This window comes from Gordoniibacillus kamchatkensis, assembly GCF_000829455.1.
Lineage (GTDB): Bacteria > Bacillota > Bacilli > Paenibacillales > NBRC-103111 > Gordoniibacillus > Gordoniibacillus kamchatkensis.
The window spans coordinates 1-20,571 of the sequence record NZ_JXAK01000086.1 but is presented as its reverse complement, the minus strand read 5'-3'; the positions used below and the strand labels follow the sequence as shown (position 1 = coordinate 20,571).

Here is a 20,571-nt window from a genome sequence, read left to right as displayed (position 1 = left end):
AAGTAACTGCGTGAACTAAGGAACCGCCGTATACCGAACGGTACGTACGGTGGTGTGGGAGGTCGGCTACTCAACTAATGGGTAGCCTCCTACCCGATTCGTTACCGGAGCCGCGAAACGATCAGCAAAAATATTTCGCAATCCGCAAAAATAGTTGGATGCTTATTTATCGCAATTATCTTAAATTTATGTCAAATGTATCCGCTTTCACACAAGGGGGGGCTCACGCATGGCTGCGCGCAGAAAATGGCTGGAAACGTTGACGGGATACGTATTTATCGGGCCCATGATGATCGGGATCACGGTGCTTACGATTATTCCGATGATCGCAGGACTTCTGCTAAGTTTAGTGGACTGGAACTTCGTCAGCGGACTAGACAAGGTGAAATTCGTCGGCCTGCAAAATTTCGCGGCGCTTCTCCACGACGAGGTGTTTCTGAAATCTTTCGGCAACAATATGCTGCTGCTGATCGTCGTACCCGCCACGATGCTGCTCGCTCTTCTATTGGCGATCGTCCTGAACAATAAAGTGTACTGGAAAGATTTCTTCAAAGTGATTTACTTCATGCCCTACATTTCCAGCATCGTAGCGGTAGCGGCAGTGTGGCAAGTGCTGCTTCATCCCAGCTACGGTCCGGTGAATCACTTTCTCCAGACCGTCGGCGTCGAACATTTGCCCAAGTGGCTTGCGGACACGCACTTTGCGCTGCTATCGGTCATGATGATTATGGTTTGGACGCAAATTGGCTTCAGCCTGATTATATACCTCGCGGCTCTGCAAAATATTCCCAGAGACCTGTTTGAGGCTGCCGATATCGATGGAGCAAGCGGCTGGCAAAAGTTCCGCAGCGTGACTTTGCCGATGCTTTCGCCGACCTCGTTCTTTCTCCTTGTTACGGGCATAATCGGAACGTTTAAAGTATTCGATCTGATTGCCGTGTTAACCGCCGGCGGACCGGCCAATTCAACTTCGGTCATCGTGTATTACTTATACCAGTCGGCGTTTATTCAGTTGAAGACCGGATATGCGTCTGCTATGGCTGTATTCCTGCTGATCTTTGTCCTGTTCATCACGCTGCTGCAGTGGGTCGGGCAAAAAAAATGGGTGAATTATTAAAGAAAGGGGACATGTCCGTTGCGAACGATCCAGCCTGCCAAAGTCGTATTTACCGCCGTCATGGGCGCCATCGGTATTTTGTTTATGCTCCCCTTCCTGTGGATGATATCCGCTTCGTTAAAGCCGGAATTGGAAGTGTTCACGTACCCGATTCAGTGGATTCCGAAGACGTGGCACGCTGCGCAAAATTATAGACAGGTATGGGCCGGCGACTATCCGTTTGCACTCTATTACTGGAATTCGATCAAAGTTACCGTGCTGACTACGGCGATTTCCGTCACCGTGTCCAGCATGGCCGCCTACGGCTTCTCCAAAGTGAGGTTCAAAGGGCGGGAGGCGCTGTTTCTGCTCGTGCTGGTTACCTTCATGGTGCCGAGCCAGGCGATCCTCGTCCCCCAATTTTTACTGTACCGCTGGCTGGGACTGTTTAATAACCATGCGGGGCTTATTCTTCTCAACTGCTTCAGCGTGATCGGCACCTTTCTGCTGCGCCAGTTTTTTCTCAGCATTCATAACGATTACATCGAATCGGCGAGGATTGACGGAGCGGGACATTTCCGCATCTTCACCGGCATCGCCGTGCCGCTCGTCAGGCCGGCGCTCGCGACCTACGCCATTCTTCGCTTTATATGGACATGGAACGATTATCAGAACCCGCTCATTTTTCTCCGCTCCGAGGAGCTCTTTACGCTGCAGCTCGGCATCCGCAAATTTGCCGATATGAACGGGGAGTTTTATTCGCTCATTATGGCTGCGGCGGTATCCGCCATTATTCCGCTGCTGGTGATATTTGTGATAGGCCAGAAGAACGTCATCGAAGGAATTTCGATGGGGGGTGTTAAAGGATGAGGGATTAAGGGGTTACAGGACGTGGGATTATTGAAGAAGTACATAAGTTACCAACAAACAAGGGGATGATTATATGTTGAAGAAATGGGTTTTCAGTTTCGGCATCGCTTCCTTGCTGGCCGGATTGCTAAGCGCCTGCGGCGGCGGCACGAACAACGAGCCGGCGGCCAAGCCGCAAGGCTCGGGCGCTCCTGCATCCGGCTCCGCATCCGCTCCCGCTGCCGCACCTGTCACGTTAAAGCTGCATATGTGGTACAACGTGCAGCAGGATAATTGGGATGCGGTGTTCAAGGCGTTTAATCAAAAATATCCGAACATCAAAGTCGAGGCGGTCACCGCCGGCGACAACAACAGCACGGAGTACTTGAAGAAGCTCGATCTGGCGGCCGCTTCCGGAGATCAAATCGATGTAATGATGTTCAGCAGCGCTACGTATTATGCACAGCGGGTAGGCCTCAACATGATGGAGCCGCTCGATTCCTATATCGCCAAAGACGGATACAAAGTGAGCGACGAATACTTGATCGATCCTGCCATCGGCGGTAAAACTTACGGACTGCCGGGCAAGAAAGTCACGTTCTTCGTTATGCTGAACAAAGATCATCTGGACGAGGCGAAGCTTCCGATTCCGAAAGATTGGACATGGGACGAGTTCATGGACTACGCGAAGAAGCTGACCAAGGGCGAGGGTGCGAATAAGCGTTACGGCACTTTCTTCTATATTTTCCCGACATATAACATTATGGCCCTTGCCAATCAGATGGATGATCCGAACCTGGTCAAGAGCGACGGCTCCTCCAACATGGATAACCCGCTTATTCGCAAGTCGCTGGAAATCCGCAAGCAGATGGAACAAATCGACAAATCGGCGTTCCCGTACGCGGAGACGGCCAGCCAGAAGCTGAACTATCGCCCGCTGTATTTCAGCCAAAAAACAAGCATGCTGCTGACCGGGGATTATATGATTCCCGAAGCCGGCGGCACCGACAAAGTGCCTGCTACATTCAAATCCGTGTTCGCGCCGTATCCGAAGGTGAACAAGAGCGATCCGACGACAACAACTGCCGGCAGCGACATGTTGTCCGTATTTGCGAGGTCGGCCCATAAACAGGAAGCGTATCAGTTCATCCGCTGGTATACAACGGAAGGAATTCAGCTGCAAGGCAAGTACCTTTCTTCCTGGAAAAAAGCGGACTTGAACAAAATTATCGACAACTTGATAGGCGGCACGAAAACGCCGGATATGGTCGACAAGGAATCCCTCCTGGCCACGATGAAAAACTCGATTCCGCAAAAGCTGTACATCCCGCCGGCGTATCAGGATGAAGCGGACAAAGCTTACGCCAGCGAAGTGGATAAATTCAATCTCGGCGAACAAGATTTGGAGACGACGCTGAAGAACGCAAAGAAAAAAGTAGAGGAGGTCATCCAAAAAAACAGCAAGAAGTAACGCGCAGCAAATAAGAATGCTATTTCGCCAACGGTCGCTTTAGCGCTGCTAAAGGACCGTTTTTTTGTCATTTACCGGAGAGGGGCTTTTCCGCGACGATCTTCTCCGAAATGTACCGATCATCGGCTAGTCGATTCATGTCGATATTAGATAAAACCGTATTGACAGATTGTTAAAACTATATTAAATTCAATACAAGACGATATAAGTATATATAAGTTATAATAGGTTTATATAACTGCAGTGAAAGGGTTTGATTTATGATCAAGGTAATCGGCATCGGGGACAACGTATGTGATATCTATGTGGACTCAGGCGAGATGTATCCGGGAGGACAAGCGCTCAATTTTGCCGTGTACGCCAAGAAGCTGGGGGCGCAAGCGGCCTATATGGGCGTCTTCGGGAACGACGATGTCGCCCGGCATATCATTCATACGCTGGATGTAATAGGAATTGATCGCTCCTATTGCCGTACTTACGAAGGTGAAAACGGTTACGCGCTTGTCCGTTTGGAGAACGGGGACCGTATGTTTATCGGGAGCAACCGTGGCGGAATTTTGAAAGAACGCCCCATTCGGCTCGATGATCGGGACAAAGCGTATGTTCAAGGGTTCGATTTGGTCCATACGAGCAATAACAGCTACTTCCAGGACCAGATCCCGGCGGTTTACGAGCTGGGCGTACCGATCTCCTACGACTTCTCGAAAAGTTGGACGGATTGGAGCACTACCCAACGCTTGTCTCCTTATTTGACGTACGGCTTCCTCTCTTGCAGCGATATGACCAAGAAGGAAGTGGAGGAAGTCTGCGCGCGAATCCGTTCGTCAGGCTGCCAAGTGGTGATTGCCACCATGGGAAGCGAAGGCGCTCTGCTTGATGACGGGGAACGGACCGTATTCCAGAAGGCGCAATATGTCGATGCGGTGGATACTTTAGGCGCAGGCGACTCCTTCGCGGCCGGATTTCTCGTCGACTATTTGCGTCAAACCGGCGGGAACGCCAAGACGGCGAATTCCGCAGATCGGGAGACCGCATACCGGCAAGCGCTGGATTGCGCTTCGGCATTCGCGGCTCAAAGCTGTCTCGAAAAAGGAGCTTTCGGTTATGGAACGAAAATTCCCGCAACTCTGGAAACGTACATATCGAACGTTACAGCAACCAAAAAGGAAAACGGGTGACACAGATGAGCTATATGATCGGAGTAGACGTTGGCGGGACCTTTACCGATTTTTCTTTGTTCGATAAGAAGAACGCCAAGTTGACGCATTTCAAGCACAGTTCGACGCCGGACGATCCGTCCAGGGCGATTGTCGACGGAATCCTGCATATTTTGACCGAGCACGCGATCCAACCGGCCGACGTCAGCTACTTGGCCCACGGAACGACGGTCGCCACCAATGCGTTGATCGAAAAGAAAGGCGCCAAGATTGGCTTAATCACGACTAAAGGATTTAAAGATTTGATGGAAATCGGCTGGCAGAAAAGGCCGTCACTGTACGACCTTCTGAAAAAGAAGCCGCCGAGCCTGATAGAGCCCGGGATGATCAGCGAAGTGACGGAGAGAATCCTGTACGACGGAACGGTAGAAACAGCCATCGACGAAGGCGAAGTGAGAGCCGCCGTCCGCGAATTGAAGGCGAAAGGCGCGGCAGGATTCGCGGTGTGCACGTTATTCTCTTTTATTAATCCGGCGCACGAGCGGTTGATCGAGGAAATCATCCTTCAAGAATGTCCCGATGCGTATATCACCTTATCGTCCCAACTCGTTCCCGAGTTCCGGGAATACTCCCGGATGAGCACGACGGTGCTCAATACATATCTTGGTCCGGTCATGAAAAAGTACGTCGACCGTTTCGGAAAGTCGATCGCCGGCGCAGGGATCGAAGCCGAGCCCTACGTGACCCAATCGAACGGCTCCGTCATCTCGATTGCCGAGACGATCGACAGCCCGATCAAGACGGCCGTATCCGGACCGAGCGCGGGCGTCATTGGCGCCAATTTCATTGCCCGGCAGTGCGGCATCGACCGCCTGATCACTTTCGATATGGGCGGAACGAGCATTGACGTAAGCTTGATCGACAGCGGCATTCCGCAAATCTCCAACGAACGGCTCATCGAAGGTTACCCGGCCCGAATTCCGATGATCGACATCGCAACGGTGGGTGCCGGCGGCGGTTCCATCGGAAGAATAGACGAAGGCGGAGCGCTCAAAGTAGGACCTCGCAGCGCCGGAGCCATGCCGGGACCGGCGTGCTACAAGCGGGGGGGAGAACTCCCCACGGTGACGGACGCCAACGTAGTATTGGGGAAATTAAACCCTATCCGAATCCTGGGCGGTCGAATGGAAATTGACGCCCGGTTGGCCGAGAACGCGATCATCGGCCACATCTGCGAGAAGTCGGGACTTAGTCTCGACGAAGCGGCAGCCGGTTTCATCTCGGTCGTCAATTCCAATATGATCCGAGCTATCCGAGTCGTATCGGTCGAAAAGGGATACGATCCGCGCGAATTCACTTTGATGGCTTTCGGCGGCGCAGGACCGCTCCATGCTTGCGAGGTGGCTCAAAAAATGGGGATCCGGCGCGTATTGATCCCGCCGTCCCCCGGCACGCTTTGCTCGCTTGGCTTGCTGATGGCGGATACGAAGTTTGATATCAGCTTCTCCAGAGTGATGATCGCCAGCCGCGACAATTTGCCGGCGGTAAAGGAATGGTTCGCCCGGATGATCCAAGAGGGAAGCGCCTTTTTGGACAAAGAGAAGATCGGCGAAGAGGAACGTTATTTTCAGTGCACAGTCGAATGCAGGTATGAGAAACAGAACTACGAGATTCCAATTCCAATCGATGCGAATCTGACGGAGCAGGCTTTGGACAAGATGATCGAAACGTTCCACGCCGAACATGAAAAGCTGTACGGCTATTACAATCCGAACAAGAAGATCCAGATGGTCAACTATCGGGTCAGCGCCATCGGCGTGATAGACAAGCCCCATCTCGCCGCCAAGGAAATAGTGCCGGATGCGAAGCTGCCTGAGCCTATGGAAGTGCGCAGCGTGTTGTTCGAAGGCGAGAAATCCAGGATACAGACGAACGTCTACCACAGATCGGAGATTCCCGTCGGCTGCACGGTTCAAGGTCCGGCCATTATCGAACAAATGGATTCGACGACCGTCATTCCTCCTAGGTGGCACGCTTACATGGACGAATATAGCAACATAAGAGTCACTTACCAGGAGGGGATCGGGGAATGATTCAGGCGAAAGTGGATGCCGTGACCGTCGAAATCGTCGGTAATCTGCTGCTGACGATTGCCGAGGAAATCGGGATTTCCATCATCAAGAGCGCATATTCGACAAATATCAAAGAACGCCGCGACATTTCCACGGCGGTGTTCGATCCGGAAGGCAATCTGGTAGCCCAAGCGGAGCATGTTCCGATGCACCTCGGGTCGCTGCTGAGCATCGTGGAGGAAGTGTACAAGAAATATCCGCGCGATCGGATCCGTCCCGGAGACATGTTCATCGGCAACGATCCCTATAACGGAGGCGGAACCCATCTTCCGGACATTACAATTGTCGCTCCGGTATTTGCCAAGGAGAAGCTTATCGGCTGGGTGGCCAATCTCGCACACCACAGCGACGTGGGCGGGAAGGTGCCCGGTTCCACCTCGGGGGACGCGGTCAGCATTTATCAGGAAGGGATCAAAATCCCGATTTCGAAAATTTGCCGCGAGCACCATGTGAATGAAGAGATTGTGGATTTCATTATGACCAACAGCCGGATTCCGGAGGAACGCTATGGCGATCTCCATGCGCAGATCGCATCCAACCGGGTCGGGATCCGGCGGCTGCTGGAAGCGTACGAGCAATACGGGGACCTGCTTGTGGACAGCATGTACGAGCTTCAAAATTACGCGGAGCGGAGGTTGAAAGCGGGGATTGGCAAGCTTCCGGACGGGGTGTACGAATTTACCGATTATATGGACGACGCCGGGGCGGCGAGTCCGGATCCGATCAAGCTGTCGGTGCGAATTACGATTCAAGGGGATGCGATGGAATTGGATTTTGCCGGTTCCCATCCGCAAGTCAACGGTCCGATCAACGTGACTTATAACGGCCTGTTGGCAACGGTGTTTTATTCCATCAAGTCGTTGATCGATCCGGAGATTTATTCCAATGCCGGCATTTACCGCGCCTTCAGCATCAAGGTCGAACCCGGACTCATCATCAACGCCCGGAACCCCGCGCCTGTCGGCGCCCGGATCGATACGTGCATGCGCGTGGCCGACGTCATCTTCGGTGCCATGGCTCCCGTCGTTCCGGAAAGGGCGATCGCCGGCTGTAACAGTTCCTGCACGACGGCGGTGTTCAGCGGTTACGATCCGCATGGCCCGGATCAATTTTACGTTTACCTGGAGACGATCGCGGGCGGCTCGGGGGCGAGCCGGGATGCGGACGGACTGAGCGGAGTGCAGGTGCATCTGACGAATACGTCCAATTTGCCGATCGAGGCGCTGGAGATGGAATTTCCGCTCGTCATCGTTCGCGAATATTCGTTGATCGAAGACAGCGGCGGTGCCGGCCGGCATCGCGGGGGACTCGGCATCCGCAGAGAGTTCGAGGCCCGTTTCGACAACGTCAGCTTTACCGGCTTGGGCGACAGGCAAAAGTTCCTGCCCTGGGGCTTGAACGGGGGTGCGGACGGCGCCGCCGGCTCGTACAAGTTGACCCGAAAAGACGGCACCGTTCAGAAGCTTCCGTCCAAATGCACGGAAATCCCGCTTAACCAAGGCGATCGGATTACGATCCACACTCCGGGAGCAGGCGGCTACGGAAATCCCGGCGAAAGAAACCCGCGGGACGTTCTGCGGGACGTAACCGAGCGAAAAGTCAGCATTCGTCAGGCGGAACAAGCGTACGGCGTCAAGATCCGACCGACGGAGAGCGGATACGAAATCGTCGAATCTTAAGCGATCACCGAGATGGAGGAAACCATGGAAATTAAAGAGATCATTAGAGACATTAAAGAAAACTTGGATAAGAGCGGCGGCCTGAAACATGTCTTTTTCGTGGCCTGTGGCGGTTCCCAAGCCGCTATCTTCAGCGGGCATTATCTTCTTTCGAGAGAAGCGAGAACGTTCGGTACTTCCATCGGCAACAGCAACGAGTTCGTTCACGCGACTCCCGCGATGCTTGATGAAAGATGCATCGTGGTCCTTTGTTCGCTCAACGCGACGGCAGAGACGGTGAAAGCCGTGCAGGTGGCGAACGAAAGGGGAGCGCACACGATCGCAATGACAGGTTTCCCTACGACGGATATGGCGAAAAACGGGAAGTACACCGTCGTCTATTCGAACGGGAGCAATCAGGTCTATAGCCAGAGCAATCAATCGTCCGCGCTTCGGATCGGCTTCGAAATCCTTCACCAATTTGAAGGATACGCCCACTACGACGCTGCAATCGATGCGTTCTCGAAAATCGACCATATCGTCAAGAACGCCCGGAAATACATACAAAGAATTGCTGCGAAGTTCGCGGAGGAATACAAAGACGACGAAGTATTTTACGTAATGGCGAGTGGTCCGGCTTACAGCACGGCTTATACGATGAGTTACTGCCACTTCATGGAGATGCAGTGGAAACATGCGGTCCCCATGCACTCGGGGGAATATTTTCACGGACCGTTCGAGACAACCGACAAAAATTTGCCGATCATTCTCTTTCTCTCGGAAGGAAGAACGCGCCCGCTCGACGAGAGAGCGTTGACCTTCCTTCATAAGTACGCGCAGAGAGTGACGGTCATCGATGCGAAAGAGCTGGGAATCAACATCATCGACGACCGCGTGGCGGAATATTTCCAATCCGCCGTCATGATTCCCGTTGAAAGGGACATGGTATCCCGCATGGCCGAACTGAGAAACCATTCGATGGACAGGCGAAGATACATGTGGAAGGTGGAATATTAACCCGAATGTAGGTGCGAAGGAAATGAAAAGATACGTCATCAGACGGCTGCTCATCGCATTGCCGACCTTTCTCGGAATTACCGTCCTGGTTTTCGTCGTCTCGTACTTGTCAGCGGGCAGCCCACTCGAGCTATTGCTAAGCAACCAGAACATCTCCGCAGCGGAAATCGCCAGGCAGGGAGAGAAGCTCGGGCTCAATCAACCGATCTACGTTCAGTATTTTTCATGGCTGGGCCATTTGGTATTAGGCAATTTCGGCAAATCGTACCGGACCATGGAAGCGGTAACGGACATGGTCTTCAAAGGATTGGGGGCGACATCGATCCTGGTTTTGGTCTCCGTCGTCATTGCCTGTCTGATCGCAATCCCTCTCGGTGTCCAATCAGCCAGGCGCCAGAACAAGATTTGGGACCATATCGCCGCCGTATTTTCGTTCTTGGCGACGTCCACTCCGAGCTTCTTCATCGCCTTGGTGCTGTTGTACGTCTTTTCGGTGCAACTGAAAATATTGCCGATCGGAGGCATGTACAAGATCGGAGAGGAAAATAACCTCCTCTCGCTATTGCAGCACTTGATCATGCCGGGTCTCGTCTTATCGTTCCACATGATAGGCACGCTCATTCAGTTCACGAGAAGCAGCATGCTTGAAGTGATGCGGGAGGATTACGTGCGAACCGCGAAAGCGAAAGGGCTGAAAGAAAGAAACGTGGTGGTCCGGCACGTGCTGAGAAACTCCTTGATTCCCGTCGTGACCTACTTGGGCATGGAGATTCCGCTCATGCTCGGGGGAGCGGTCGTCACGGAGCAAGTATTCTCTTGGCCAGGGATCGGCAAGCTGATGATCCAGTCCATCTTTTCCCGGGATTATCCCGTCGTCATGGGCATCACGGTTATCGTCGCATTGGCGGTATTGGTATTTAACATCATTACGGATCTGATCTATGGATTGTTGGATCCGAGGATTCGTTACGACTAGGTGGCGATCGGTATGGCGAAAGCGAAAACGAACAGCAGAAAAAAGACGCTCTTCCTGAATTTCATGCAACGATTCGGCCACAACAGATTGGCTGTAGCAGGCTTATTCGCGTTGATCCTGATAGCCCTTATCGTGACGATCATCCCGCCGTTCCTGCCGTTCAGCCAAGAACAAATCGACCCGCTCGCTTTCGGCGCGTCCCCGGACGGCAAGCATCTGCTCGGAACCGACGATGTTGGCCGGGACGTGCTTAGCAGGCTCCTGTACGGAGGGCGAATTTCCTTATTCGTCGGGATCGTCTCCACGATGCTCAGCGTCGCGATAGGCATCCCTTTGGGCCTGATGGCCGCTTACTTCCGAGGAAAATTCGAAACGGTCACGATGAGACTGGCGGATATCTTTCTCTCGTTTCCTAATATCATTCTAATCCTGTTTCTGGTGTCCATCTTCGGTCCTTCAATCTTTACCGTAACCGTCGTAATCGGCGTATTGGGCTGGCCTTTCTTCGCCAGGCTCATGTTCGGAACCGTGCTCAGCATCCGAGAGAAGGATTACATCGAAGGGGCGGTAGCGATCGGCGAGAAGCAGAGGACGATCCTCCTGAAATATATATTGCCGAACGCTATTGCGCCGATTCTGATCCAAATCACGTTTCGCATCGCTTCGGCGATCATTATCGAATCCTCGTTAAGCTTCCTGGGACTTGGCGTACAGCCTCCGGCTGCTTCCTGGGGGAACATGCTTTACAATGCGCAATCGATCACCATCCTGTCCAAGAAAATTTGGATTTGGCTGCCTCCCGGACTCTTCCTGGTACTCACGATCCTGTCGATGAACTTCGTCGGCAACGGCTTGAGGGACGCACTGGATCCAAAGACGAAGATCCGCACGTGATATATACAGTATTTGACGATACTGCTATATAAATTAAGAGAAAAGGGAGAATACGTGTGAAAAGGAAACTTCTTACGGTAATGGTCCTGCTGCTCGCGGTCTCGGTCGTACTATTCGGCTGTAATTCCGGGACAAACGAAAAATCACCGAATGCCGCACCGGGCAATACGAGCCAGGCGAGTGGTCCTGACAAGGCAAGCAATGGAAACGCGGTGGCAAATACTACGGTCACGATGGCGGTTATTTCCACCTGGAACACGCTCAATATTTACAACACCTCGGGGAATTACGGGAATGTTGTTGCCGACCAGCTGTTCGAGCGTCTCGTCTACCGCGAGCATGACGGCAAGATTGCCCCCCGTCTGGCCAAGTCTTGGAAGATGGCTGCCGATTACAAGTCCATGACGTTCCAGTTGGCCGGCAACGTCAAATGGCACGACGGACAACCGCTCACGGCGAAAGATATCGTCTTTACCGTCAAAGCGATGACCAATCCGGCAGTCGATAACTACTACCGTTCGGCGTTCAACGTGCTGGCGGGAACCGACCAAAATGGGGTCGCGCAGAACCCGGATAGCTTGGGCGTGGAAGCGGTCAGCGATACGGAGGTTAAGTTCACGTTCAAGGAACCGAAAGCCGAAGACACGATCCTGAGCGCCTTCTTGAGCTTCCTGTACGTGCTTCCCGAGCATATTCTCGGCAAAGGCGACGTATCCTCCATCAATAAATCCGATTTTTGGAAAGCTCCCGTTGGTGCAGGTCCGTTCAAATTCGTCAATCAAGTCCCCGGCGAATCGCTTCAGCTCGAAGCGTTCACCGACTACTATCAAGGCAGCCCAAGCTTCAAAACCTTGGTCGTACGCGTCGTGCCGGCCACGAATCTGACCGCGGGTCTGATCAACGGCGATATCGATGTCGTCGCGATGGGCAGCATCCCGCTGTCGGATTGGGAAACGGTCAAGAGCAACTCATCGATCGTCGCCGCTTCGGTCCCGGATTTTTCATACCAGTACATGCTGTTCAACTTTTCGAACAAAACTTTCCAGGATGCGAAGGTCAGAACGGCTTTCGACATGGCGATCAACAAGAAGCTGATTGTCGATAAACTCATGAAGGGCGAAGGAACCGTAGCGGTTGGCCCGATGCCGTCCTATCATCCTTATTACAACGCGAAGCTCAAACCGAACGAGTACAAACCTGACGAAGCGAAAAAAATGCTGGCGGAAGCGGGATTTGATTTTAACAAAGAATATCTGATGATCGTTCCGCAGGGCAACCAGGTCCGGGAGCAGTCGGCGCTCTTGATCCAACAGGATTTGGCAGCGATCGGGGTCAAAATCAAGATCCAGACGTACGATTTTGCCACGCTCCTCTCGATGCTGAAAAACGGAAAATCCGACCTCGGTCTCCTCGGTGGAGGAAGCAATATCGATCCTGGCGAAAGCAGCGTTATTATGAAACCGGGCGATCCGCGCAACTATTCCTTGCTTAAGGATTCGAAATGGTACGACATCGCCGCCCGCGGTTATTCGCTCTACAGCTTCAACGAAAGAAAAGCGGTATACGACGAATACCAGCAAGCGCTCGTCCAAGACCAACCGTACATTTGGCTCTACCATCAAAATAACCTGTGGGCCCATTCAGCGAGACTGACGAACGTTCCTATGGAAGATTTCGTATGGATGAACTTCGCGACTTGGAAATGGCGGCTAGCCAAGTAACGCCGGATTGTCGGATGCCTGTGGAACGTGGTGTTCCACAGGCCTTTCAAATAAATCTAATGTGAGGGATTCCGAATGAACTTAGACGGCTTGAAAGACGTGTTTGCATACCTGGAAGATAACTTCGACAACGACTTGAAGGCGACGCAGCAATTTCTGAGGCGCAAATCGATCTCGGCTACGGGAGAAGGCATCCGCGAGACGGCGGAAGTTGTCAAAGGAATGATCGAGGAGATTGGCGGTACGTCGTCGATCATCGAAACGCCGGGACATCCGATCGTATACGGCAAACTTGACGAAGGAGCACGCTATACGCTCCTTATCTACAGCATGTACGATGTGCTGCCCGCGGAAGAGCCCGACTGGATTTCCGATCCTTGGGCGGCGGAGATTCACGACTTCAAAGATTACGGCAAATGCATTATCGCCAGAGGCGCCGTCAACACGAAAGGTCCAACGGTCGCCTTCTTCAACGCGATTAAAGCGTATAAGAAAGTGAAGGGGAACCTCCCCGTCAACCTGGTGTTCCTGATCGAAGGCGAGGAAGAGCTTTCCTCGAAGTCGCTGCAAGAATTTATGCAGGACAACAAAGCGAAGTTCGCCGAGTGTGATGCCATGTTCTTCCCTTCGTTCGGGGAGGAGAACCGGGTCGCCTCGATCTTCATGGGCGTGAAGGGCATCGTCAGCTTCGAATTGAAGGCGAAAGGCGGAAGCTGGGGGGGACCGACGGAGAGAGGGATTCACGGCGCCTTCGCCGCGTGGGTCGGCAACCCTGCCTGGAGACTGGTCAAAGCTTTGTCCACGATGATCGGAGAAGACGAGAAGGAAATCCGGGTGGAAGGCTTCTATGACGGCATCCTTCCTCTGCCCGAAGAGTCGGAAGGAGCGCTCCGGAATTCGGCGGATTTGCTTGACGAAGAGGAATGGAAGAAAGCGTACGCCGTAGATCGATTCAAATGGGATTTGCAGGGCCTCGACCTGTGGAAAAAAATGCTAACCGTACCGACGCTCAATATCGACGGCATCAAGGGCGGTTACATCGGTGAAGGCTCGAAAACGCTGCTGCCGCACGAAGCAAGCGTGAAAATGGACATGCGTCTCGTTCCGGGCATGGATCCGGAAGACATGCTCGGTAAAATTCGAAAGCATCTCGATAAGCACGGCTACAGCGACATTGAAATCACGGAGTACGGTAAGTCGTATTACCCCTCCAGCGTGCCATACAACTCGACGTCCGTTCAAACTCTGAAACGGATGTACGAGCAGATGGGCGCGCGTCCGCAAATTTGGCCCTGGAATCCGGGTTCCGCTCCCTATTATTTGTTCGGGAAAATTTTGGGGCTTCCTTATGTTACCGGCGGTATGGGCCACGGCTCCAGACAGCATTCCAGCAACGAGTATTGCACGGTCAAAGGTGTCCTGGATTTCGAGAAATCGATGATTTATTATTTGAGCTTATTCCCGGAAGTCGCCGAAGAATTGAAAAACAGCCAACAATAAGACGGGTTTAGGTGGGGAAAGACGATGAGCGAATATATACTGGAAGTGAAAGGCCTGAAAACTTATTTCAATCATTCCCATACGCGGGTTCCTGCCGTCGATGGCGTAGATCTTGCCATCAGGAAAGGAGAGACGCTTGGGATCGTCGGAGAGTCAGGCTGCGGGAAAAGCATTACCGCGATGTCGATCCTGCGATTGTTGCCACCGGAGGCATCCATCGTAGACGGCCAAGTCTTATTTAAGGGCAACGACTTGGCCGGCATGTCGGAACTTCAGATGACGAAAATCCGGGGCAACGAAATATCCATGATCTTTCAAGAGCCGATGACTTCGCTCAACCCCGCCTATACCGTCGGTTTTCAGATCGGCGAAGCGATTCGCACCCACCGGAAAATGGATAAGAAGCAAGCCGGAGCATCGCCATCGACATGCTGAAGCTGGTCGGGATTCCCGCGCCGGAAAAAAGGGTGGATCAATACCCGCACGAGTTGAGCGGGGGGATGCGGCAAAGGGTGATGATCGCGATGGCCCTCTCCTGCAATCCGGAACTGCTGATCGCGGACGAACCGACCACGGCGTTGGACGTGACCGTTCAGGCTCAAATCCTCGAGGTCATGAAAGAGCTGAAAGAAAAGTTCAGCACCTCCATTATGATGATTACGCACGACCTAGGCGTCGTTGCGGAAATGGCAGATTCCGTCATCGTGATGTATGCGGGAACGGTCGTCGAGTACAGCGACGTCAAGTCGTTGTATAAAAAGCCGCTTCACCCGTATACGGAAGGCCTGATGAATTCGCTCCCCAAAATCGATGATCCGAAAGACGAGCTGACCACGATTCCAGGCACAGTGCCCAGCCTGTACGAGATGCCGAAAGGCTGCCGCTTCGCTCCCCGTTGTCCTTACGCGCAAGACGTGTGCAGGCAGGAGACGCCGGAACTGTACGAGGTGGATCATCGCAAGGTGCGATGCTTTTTATACACGGACAAGATGGGAGGACGGGAAGCATGACGGAGAGCGGGGCCCCCTATCTGCTGCAGGTGCGAAACCTGAAGAAGCACTATGTTTCCAAATCCGGCTTCCTGGGCCGGAAAAATCCAGTCGTCAAGGCGGTCGACGGCATCGACCTGAATATCCGGAAAGGGGAAATCTTGGGGCTGGTCGGTGAGAGCGGGTGCGGGAAATCGACGCTGGGCCGTTCCATACTGAGGTTAATACAGCCTTCTTCCGGGAATATCGTGTTCGAAGGAAAAGATATCCTCTCTTACAATCATGAACAAATGCGGCTCATGAGAAAAGAGATGCAGATCATTTTCCAGGATTCCGGCGCGGCGCTTAACCCCCGCATGACCGTCGGGGAAATTCTCGGTGCGCCGCTGGACATTTTCGGGCTGGCCAAGGAGGAAGAGAAGGAGCGGCGCATTATTGAATTGCTCGAGTTGGTCGGCTTGAATAAAGCTTACGTGAACCGGTTTCCGCATGAATTTTCGGGCGGCCAGAAACAGCGAATCGGGATCGCGAGGGCGCTGGCCGTTCAACCGAAGCTTATCGTTTGCGACGAGCCGGTCTCCGCGCTGGACGTTTCCGTCCGGGCCCAGATCCTGAACCTGATGAAAGAGTTGAAGCACAAATTCGAGTTGACGTATCTGTTTATCTCCCACGATCTCAGCGTTGTCCATCATCTGTGCGACCGCATCGCCGTCATGTATTTGGGGAAAATCGTCGAAATCGCAGATCGCGACAAATTGTACCGGAATCCTTCGCATCCGTATACGAGAACGCTGTTGTCGGCCATTCCGAACCCGGACCCTGAGCTAAAAAGAGAGCGGATCGTGCTGGAAGGAGACGTGCCGAATCCGGCGAATCCGCCATCCGGCTGCCCTTTCCACACGCGCTGTCCGTACCGGATGGATCGATGCTCGGCCCAAGCTCCATACCTGAAACAAATGGGAGAGGGGCATTCCGTGTCATGCCACTTGGTCGATACGAGTCTCTAGACTTTGAGGAAATTAATGGGTATGATGAAGAAGAACGCTTGCCTCAAAAGGGGAATCGAATCATGTTGGACGACAATAGCGTCAAGCCCTTGTATGAACAATTAAAAGAGCAGCTAAAAAACGAAATCACGGAAGGCAAGATCAAGGCGGGAGAGAAGCTATTGCCCGAGCTGGAATTGGCCAGCAAATACAACGTAAGTGTCATCACCGTTCGAAGGGCGACAGATGAGCTAAGAAGCGAGGGGCTTCTGGAGAAAAGACGGGGCAAAGGGACATTCGTTGCAACGACGAAATATAAGAAGGATCTGAATCAAATTTTGAGTTTTTCGGAGGCTTGCCGGATGATGGGGGCCGTTCCGGGCGCCCAAGTGCTAGCCTCGAAGATCGTCGTGCCGGGCAACGACATTCTCGAACAGCTGGAGCTTCCTCCCAGAAGCGAAGCCGTTTATATTTCCCGATTAAGATTGCTGAATGACAGTCCCATGGTGATCGAGAAAAACTATTTCTCCAAGGAATATTCGTTTTTGCTGGAAGAAAATTTGAATGATCATTCTTTGTTCACCATTTTAAAAGAGAAAAAAGGAACTCAAATAACCCGATCCAGGCGTACGATCGAAATTTGCAGAGCTTCCAAAGAAGAAGCCGCCTGGTTGAACGTGAGCCGCAACAGTCCGCTGCTGCTCGTTCACGGCGTCGTATACGGGCAAGAAAACGATATTGTATACGTGGGAACCCAGATTATCAACGGAGAAAAATATAAGCTGCACGTGTGAACAAAGCCGACGATCCCATTCGGAGATCGCCGGCTTTTTTTTCCACAGATGGACGCCGTTGAGCCATCCTGCATCCTTTACGATAAAATGACAGCGGAAGAGAGGGGACTTCGGCAAAAAGAGGATCGACAGGTCGTTGTCAAATCGTTAAAATTCATATTTAGATGCTAGAGGAACTTGCTGCGAGGTGATCATACCGTTGAATAGAATTATGAAAGCCGTTACAGCGGGAAGTTTATTCAAAAGGTTGATCACTTCCTATATATGGCTCATCATTATACCTGTGTCGTTGATCGGCTGGATGTCGTTCAAAGCTTCCGAAGAAGTTTTGATGGCTAAAATCAGCGATTCCAACAAACAAACGATGAATCAGATCGACCGGAATATGAGCACGCTTCTGGATCAAGTAACGGCGGTCGTAAACATGATCAATTTGAATCCGAATCTTGAGCCCTACTTATTGAAACGATACACGGATCCGTACCAAGAGCTGATCGACAGGGCAATCGTCGAGAAAAACATGCTGCAGGTGTCGCTTGCCTTCGATTGGATGCAGTTCGAATCGTTCCTGGTCGGCAACAACGGTCTGATCTATTCTCAATATGAGACAGTCGGGGAAGAAAACTCCGCCAGATTGCTGCAGCTCCAAAAGGAACATAAACTCGGCACGGCCGCCGATCAAATCATGTGGACAGGCGTGCAGGCAAGCTTTGCGAAAAATCAAGAACAGATGAATGTTTTCAACGCGGTCAAGCTATTGTACAATCCGTATACGCACAATGAATTTGGGCTCTTTGTTTTAAGCGTCAAAGAAGATAGCCTGTTTCGAATTTATCACGACAGCATCGGAGCCGATGCGACCTTTTTCATCCTGGATCAGGACGGCCGCTATGTGACCCATAGCAACAGGCAGCTTGTAGGGAAGAAAGCTGATGCCGAAATCTTGAACGAGGTCGCCTTCAGCAAAGGTACGAATGGCATCTCTACCTTGTACGGGAAGAATACCTTAACTTCGGTAAAGGATATTGAATCGACCGGCTGGACGCTGGTCATGCAGGTTTCCGTCCATTCTTTGTTGAAAGAGGTCCACGGCCTATCCCGCAATATTTTTTTAATGACGCTTACACTTGTTGCCGTCTCCATCGCCGCTGCGATTTGGATATCGAGAAGGATTGCGATGCCGCTAATCAGGCTGAACCAGCGGATTCAAGCCTACCGGCTGACCGGCGGGGGAATTCGGGAAAACCAAGATCTGCACGAAGTCAACGAGCTTGCTATATTGACAACGGAATACGAGCAAATGATCAAGAAGCTGGAGCATACCATTTATGAATTGGTCCGCAATCAGGAAGAGAAACGGGCGGCGGAATGGAATGCCTTGCAAGCGCAAATTAATCCGCATTTTTTGTACAATACGTTAAATTCGATCAAGTGCCTCGTTTGGGTCAACAAGACGGAATACATCGAGCCTACCATTAACGCACTGGTCAAATTGCTGCAAATGACGGTGCAGCGCAGCGAGGACGAAATCACATTGAGAGAAGAGCTAGCTTGTTTGAAATATTATATTTATATTCAGGAAATCCGTTTGTCCAGAAAAATTATTTTACGAACATATATCGATGAGGAGTTGTGGCCTTGCCGGCTGCCAAAGCTTCTGCTGCAGCCCATCGTCGAAAATGCGATTTTCCATGGCCTCGAACGGAAGCCGGAAGAAGAAGGAGAGGCGGTCATCACGTTGTACGCAGCCTCTTATTTGGACGACATCCGAATTGAAATTTCGGATAACGGCATCGGCATGAATACGGACCAAATGAGCGATTGGAAGGCGGGAGACGCAAGCCGGGAAAACCATCAGTTTAGCGGGATCGGTATGAAAAACGTGCATGAACGGCTGCAGATGAATTATGGCGGCCACTACGGTCTTACGGTACATTCGGCTCCGCGACAAGGAACGACTGTGACGATAACGATACCTAAACGAATTGCCGGGTAGTCGAAGGGGAGCGCAAGCGATGATAAAACTTCTTATAGTCGATGATGAAAAGCTGCTGAGAAAAGGTTTTATCCATATGACGGACTGGCCTGCCCACGGATACTCCATTGCGGGTGAAGCGGGGAACGGCGAGGAAGCGTTGCAGTTGATCGAAACGCTCCGGCCTGATATTGTCGTCACCGATATTAAGATGCCGGGGATGGACGGAATCGAGCTGATCCGGATCATCAAGTCCTCTTACCCGCACATTGAAGTGATCGTACTCAGCAGCTACAGCGATTTTCCTTACGTCAAAGAATCGCTCAAATTGGGGGCTGCGGATTACATCTTGAAGGCCAGCATGAGCTTTGACGAAGTGCTTGGCGCTTTGGGCAAAGTAACGGGATATTCCGGCAGGAACCAAATTGCTCGCCGGGAGCATGCGCCGGAGACGGAGCTGGCCACCGAGCGCAGCGTTCCATTTTACCCCGGCGGCATCGTTCAAACCAACGCGTCAATGCTCGATGGGCAACAAAATAGAAGGCTTTCGATCGATCGCTGGCTTTGGAAGGAAATACGACCGTACGTAGAAGAAGACGATTTGGACGATTTGTACCAGGCGATTCGGGAAGCGGTCAGCGGGAGAATCGGGCAAGGACGAGCCCCCGAACCCTATGAGCTGAAAAAAAGCCTGGTGGAGCTAGGTTATATGATCATTCATAAACTTGATGAAGCGGGATGGAATCCACACGATTTGCAGCGGGACAAGAATGCTCTGTTCCGGCAAATTGAATCCGCCGCAACGTTCGACGAATGTATGAATGCCTTTGCCAACATGATTTCGGCCATTCACGAATTCCTTGCGTCCAGCGGGTATGCACTGAACAAATATAGTCCGACGATAAAAATGGTCGTCCATTATTTACATGAGAACTATGCACTGCCGGAGATTTCGTTAAGCGAGGTCGCACGAAAGTTCCATTTGAACAAAAGCTATTTGAGTCAGCTGTTCAAGCAGCAGGTCGGGGAAAATTTTCAAACTTACGTCACCCGGATCAGGCTCGATCATGCCAAAAAGCATTTGAAGCAGAACGAGCCGGTCAACGAGGTGTGCTATGCCGTCGGAATCGATAACTTAAGCTACTTTAGCCAGTTGTTCAAGCGGTGGGTCGGAGTTTCGCCAAGCGATTATGCAAGAGAACATGCATCGATCGAATAGTAATCAGGTTGAAGCCGCTTTCCTGGAAAGCGGTTTTCTTTTAGTGCGCCACGCATGGCGATTAACTAGGCGGTGAAAGTCCGCTGTGGGGGCTTGTAGTGGCCAACCACTAGCCAAGAGCAAGGGTGTCCATCGTG

15 protein-coding genes and 1 pseudogene are annotated in these 20,571 nt (G+C 52.1%); all 16 read left to right on the top strand.

Going from position 1 to position 20,571, the window contains the following annotated elements:
- Window positions 1-229 precede the first annotated feature (229 nt).
- A complete protein-coding gene (locus tag SD70_RS29840) occupies window positions 230-1,117 on the top strand; it encodes a carbohydrate ABC transporter permease (RefSeq protein WP_082053763.1) in 888 nt (295 codons plus the stop codon).
- Window positions 1,118-1,177: 60 nt separating this feature from the next.
- Window positions 1,178-1,966: a carbohydrate ABC transporter permease gene (locus SD70_RS29835; protein ID WP_052488055.1), complete on the top strand. Its 789-nt coding sequence runs from the start codon at window positions 1,178-1,180 to the stop codon at window positions 1,964-1,966.
- 73 nt (window positions 1,967-2,039) lie between these two features.
- Window positions 2,040-3,416 (top strand): ABC transporter substrate-binding protein, encoded by a 1,377-nt coding sequence (locus tag SD70_RS29830; protein ID WP_041052200.1) that lies wholly within the window; start codon window positions 2,040-2,042, stop codon window positions 3,414-3,416.
- Window positions 3,417-3,676: 260 nt separating this feature from the next.
- Entirely contained in the window at window positions 3,677-4,594 is a 918-nt protein-coding gene (locus SD70_RS29825; RefSeq protein ID WP_082053762.1) for a PfkB family carbohydrate kinase, read from the top strand.
- A gap of 5 nt (window positions 4,595-4,599) precedes the next feature.
- Window positions 4,600-6,666, top strand: a complete 2,067-nt coding sequence (locus tag SD70_RS29820; RefSeq protein ID WP_041052199.1) for a hydantoinase/oxoprolinase family protein — start codon at window positions 4,600-4,602, stop codon at window positions 6,664-6,666.
- Window positions 6,663-8,384 carry a hydantoinase B/oxoprolinase family protein gene (locus tag SD70_RS29815; protein WP_041052198.1) on the top strand — a complete coding sequence of 574 codons (1,722 nt, stop codon included), beginning with the start codon at window positions 6,663-6,665 and terminating at the stop codon, window positions 8,382-8,384. The genes SD70_RS29820 and SD70_RS29815 overlap by 4 nt, the downstream gene beginning before the upstream one ends.
- A gap of 24 nt (window positions 8,385-8,408) precedes the next feature.
- Entirely contained in the window at window positions 8,409-9,380 is a 972-nt protein-coding gene (locus tag SD70_RS29810) for an SIS domain-containing protein (protein ID WP_041052197.1), read from the top strand.
- A 22-nt stretch (window positions 9,381-9,402) separates the two neighbouring features.
- Window positions 9,403-10,356: an ABC transporter permease gene (locus SD70_RS29805; protein ID WP_041052196.1), complete on the top strand. Its 954-nt coding sequence runs from the start codon at window positions 9,403-9,405 to the stop codon at window positions 10,354-10,356.
- A gap of 12 nt (window positions 10,357-10,368) precedes the next feature.
- Entirely contained in the window at window positions 10,369-11,250 is an 882-nt protein-coding gene (locus SD70_RS29800; RefSeq protein WP_041052195.1) for an ABC transporter permease, read from the top strand.
- A gap of 212 nt (window positions 11,251-11,462) precedes the next feature.
- Window positions 11,463-12,971: an ABC transporter substrate-binding protein gene (locus SD70_RS29795; protein ID WP_197081230.1), complete on the top strand. Its 1,509-nt coding sequence runs from the start codon at window positions 11,463-11,465 to the stop codon at window positions 12,969-12,971.
- A gap of 75 nt (window positions 12,972-13,046) precedes the next feature.
- Window positions 13,047-14,471, top strand: a complete 1,425-nt coding sequence (locus SD70_RS29790) for a M20/M25/M40 family metallo-hydrolase (RefSeq protein ID WP_041052193.1) — start codon at window positions 13,047-13,049, stop codon at window positions 14,469-14,471.
- A gap of 24 nt (window positions 14,472-14,495) precedes the next feature.
- Window positions 14,496-15,481, top strand: a pseudogene (locus SD70_RS29785) (ABC transporter ATP-binding protein).
- Window positions 15,478-16,467 (top strand): ABC transporter ATP-binding protein, encoded by a 990-nt coding sequence (locus SD70_RS29780; RefSeq protein ID WP_041052192.1) that lies wholly within the window; start codon window positions 15,478-15,480, stop codon window positions 16,465-16,467. The pseudogene SD70_RS29785 and the gene SD70_RS29780 overlap by 4 nt, the downstream one beginning before the upstream one ends.
- 62 nt (window positions 16,468-16,529) lie before the next feature.
- Window positions 16,530-17,240 carry a GntR family transcriptional regulator gene (locus SD70_RS29775; RefSeq protein ID WP_041052191.1) on the top strand — a complete coding sequence of 237 codons (711 nt, stop codon included), beginning with the start codon at window positions 16,530-16,532 and terminating at the stop codon, window positions 17,238-17,240.
- Window positions 17,241-17,439: 199 nt separating this feature from the next.
- The gene (locus tag SD70_RS29770) at window positions 17,440-19,236 is read left to right on the top strand and encodes a cache domain-containing sensor histidine kinase (protein WP_041052190.1); all 1,797 of its coding nucleotides are present in this window, start codon (window positions 17,440-17,442) and stop codon (window positions 19,234-19,236) included.
- Window positions 19,237-19,255: 19 nt separating this feature from the next.
- A complete protein-coding gene (locus SD70_RS29765; protein WP_041052189.1) occupies window positions 19,256-20,434 on the top strand; it encodes a response regulator in 1,179 nt (392 codons plus the stop codon).
- Window positions 20,435-20,571 lie beyond the last annotated feature (137 nt).

Coding starts and splice junctions, on each gene's coding strand:
- SD70_RS29840 (WP_082053763.1), top strand. CDS start 230: ATGGCTGCGCGCAGAAAATGGCTGGAAACGTTGACGGGATACGTATTT.
- SD70_RS29835 (WP_052488055.1), top strand. CDS start 1,178: ATGGGCGCCATCGGTATTTTGTTTATGCTCCCCTTCCTGTGGATGATA.
- SD70_RS29830 (WP_041052200.1), top strand. CDS start 2,040: ATGTTGAAGAAATGGGTTTTCAGTTTCGGCATCGCTTCCTTGCTGGCC.
- SD70_RS29825 (WP_082053762.1), top strand. CDS start 3,677: ATGATCAAGGTAATCGGCATCGGGGACAACGTATGTGATATCTATGTG.
- SD70_RS29820 (WP_041052199.1), top strand. CDS start 4,600: ATGAGCTATATGATCGGAGTAGACGTTGGCGGGACCTTTACCGATTTT.
- SD70_RS29815 (WP_041052198.1), top strand. CDS start 6,663: ATGATTCAGGCGAAAGTGGATGCCGTGACCGTCGAAATCGTCGGTAAT.
- SD70_RS29810 (WP_041052197.1), top strand. CDS start 8,409: ATGGAAATTAAAGAGATCATTAGAGACATTAAAGAAAACTTGGATAAG.
- SD70_RS29805 (WP_041052196.1), top strand. CDS start 9,403: ATGAAAAGATACGTCATCAGACGGCTGCTCATCGCATTGCCGACCTTT.
- SD70_RS29800 (WP_041052195.1), top strand. CDS start 10,369: ATGGCGAAAGCGAAAACGAACAGCAGAAAAAAGACGCTCTTCCTGAAT.
- SD70_RS29790 (WP_041052193.1), top strand. CDS start 13,047: ATGAACTTAGACGGCTTGAAAGACGTGTTTGCATACCTGGAAGATAAC.
- SD70_RS29780 (WP_041052192.1), top strand. CDS start 15,478: ATGACGGAGAGCGGGGCCCCCTATCTGCTGCAGGTGCGAAACCTGAAG.
- SD70_RS29775 (WP_041052191.1), top strand. CDS start 16,530: ATGTTGGACGACAATAGCGTCAAGCCCTTGTATGAACAATTAAAAGAG.
- SD70_RS29765 (WP_041052189.1), top strand. CDS start 19,256: ATGATAAAACTTCTTATAGTCGATGATGAAAAGCTGCTGAGAAAAGGT.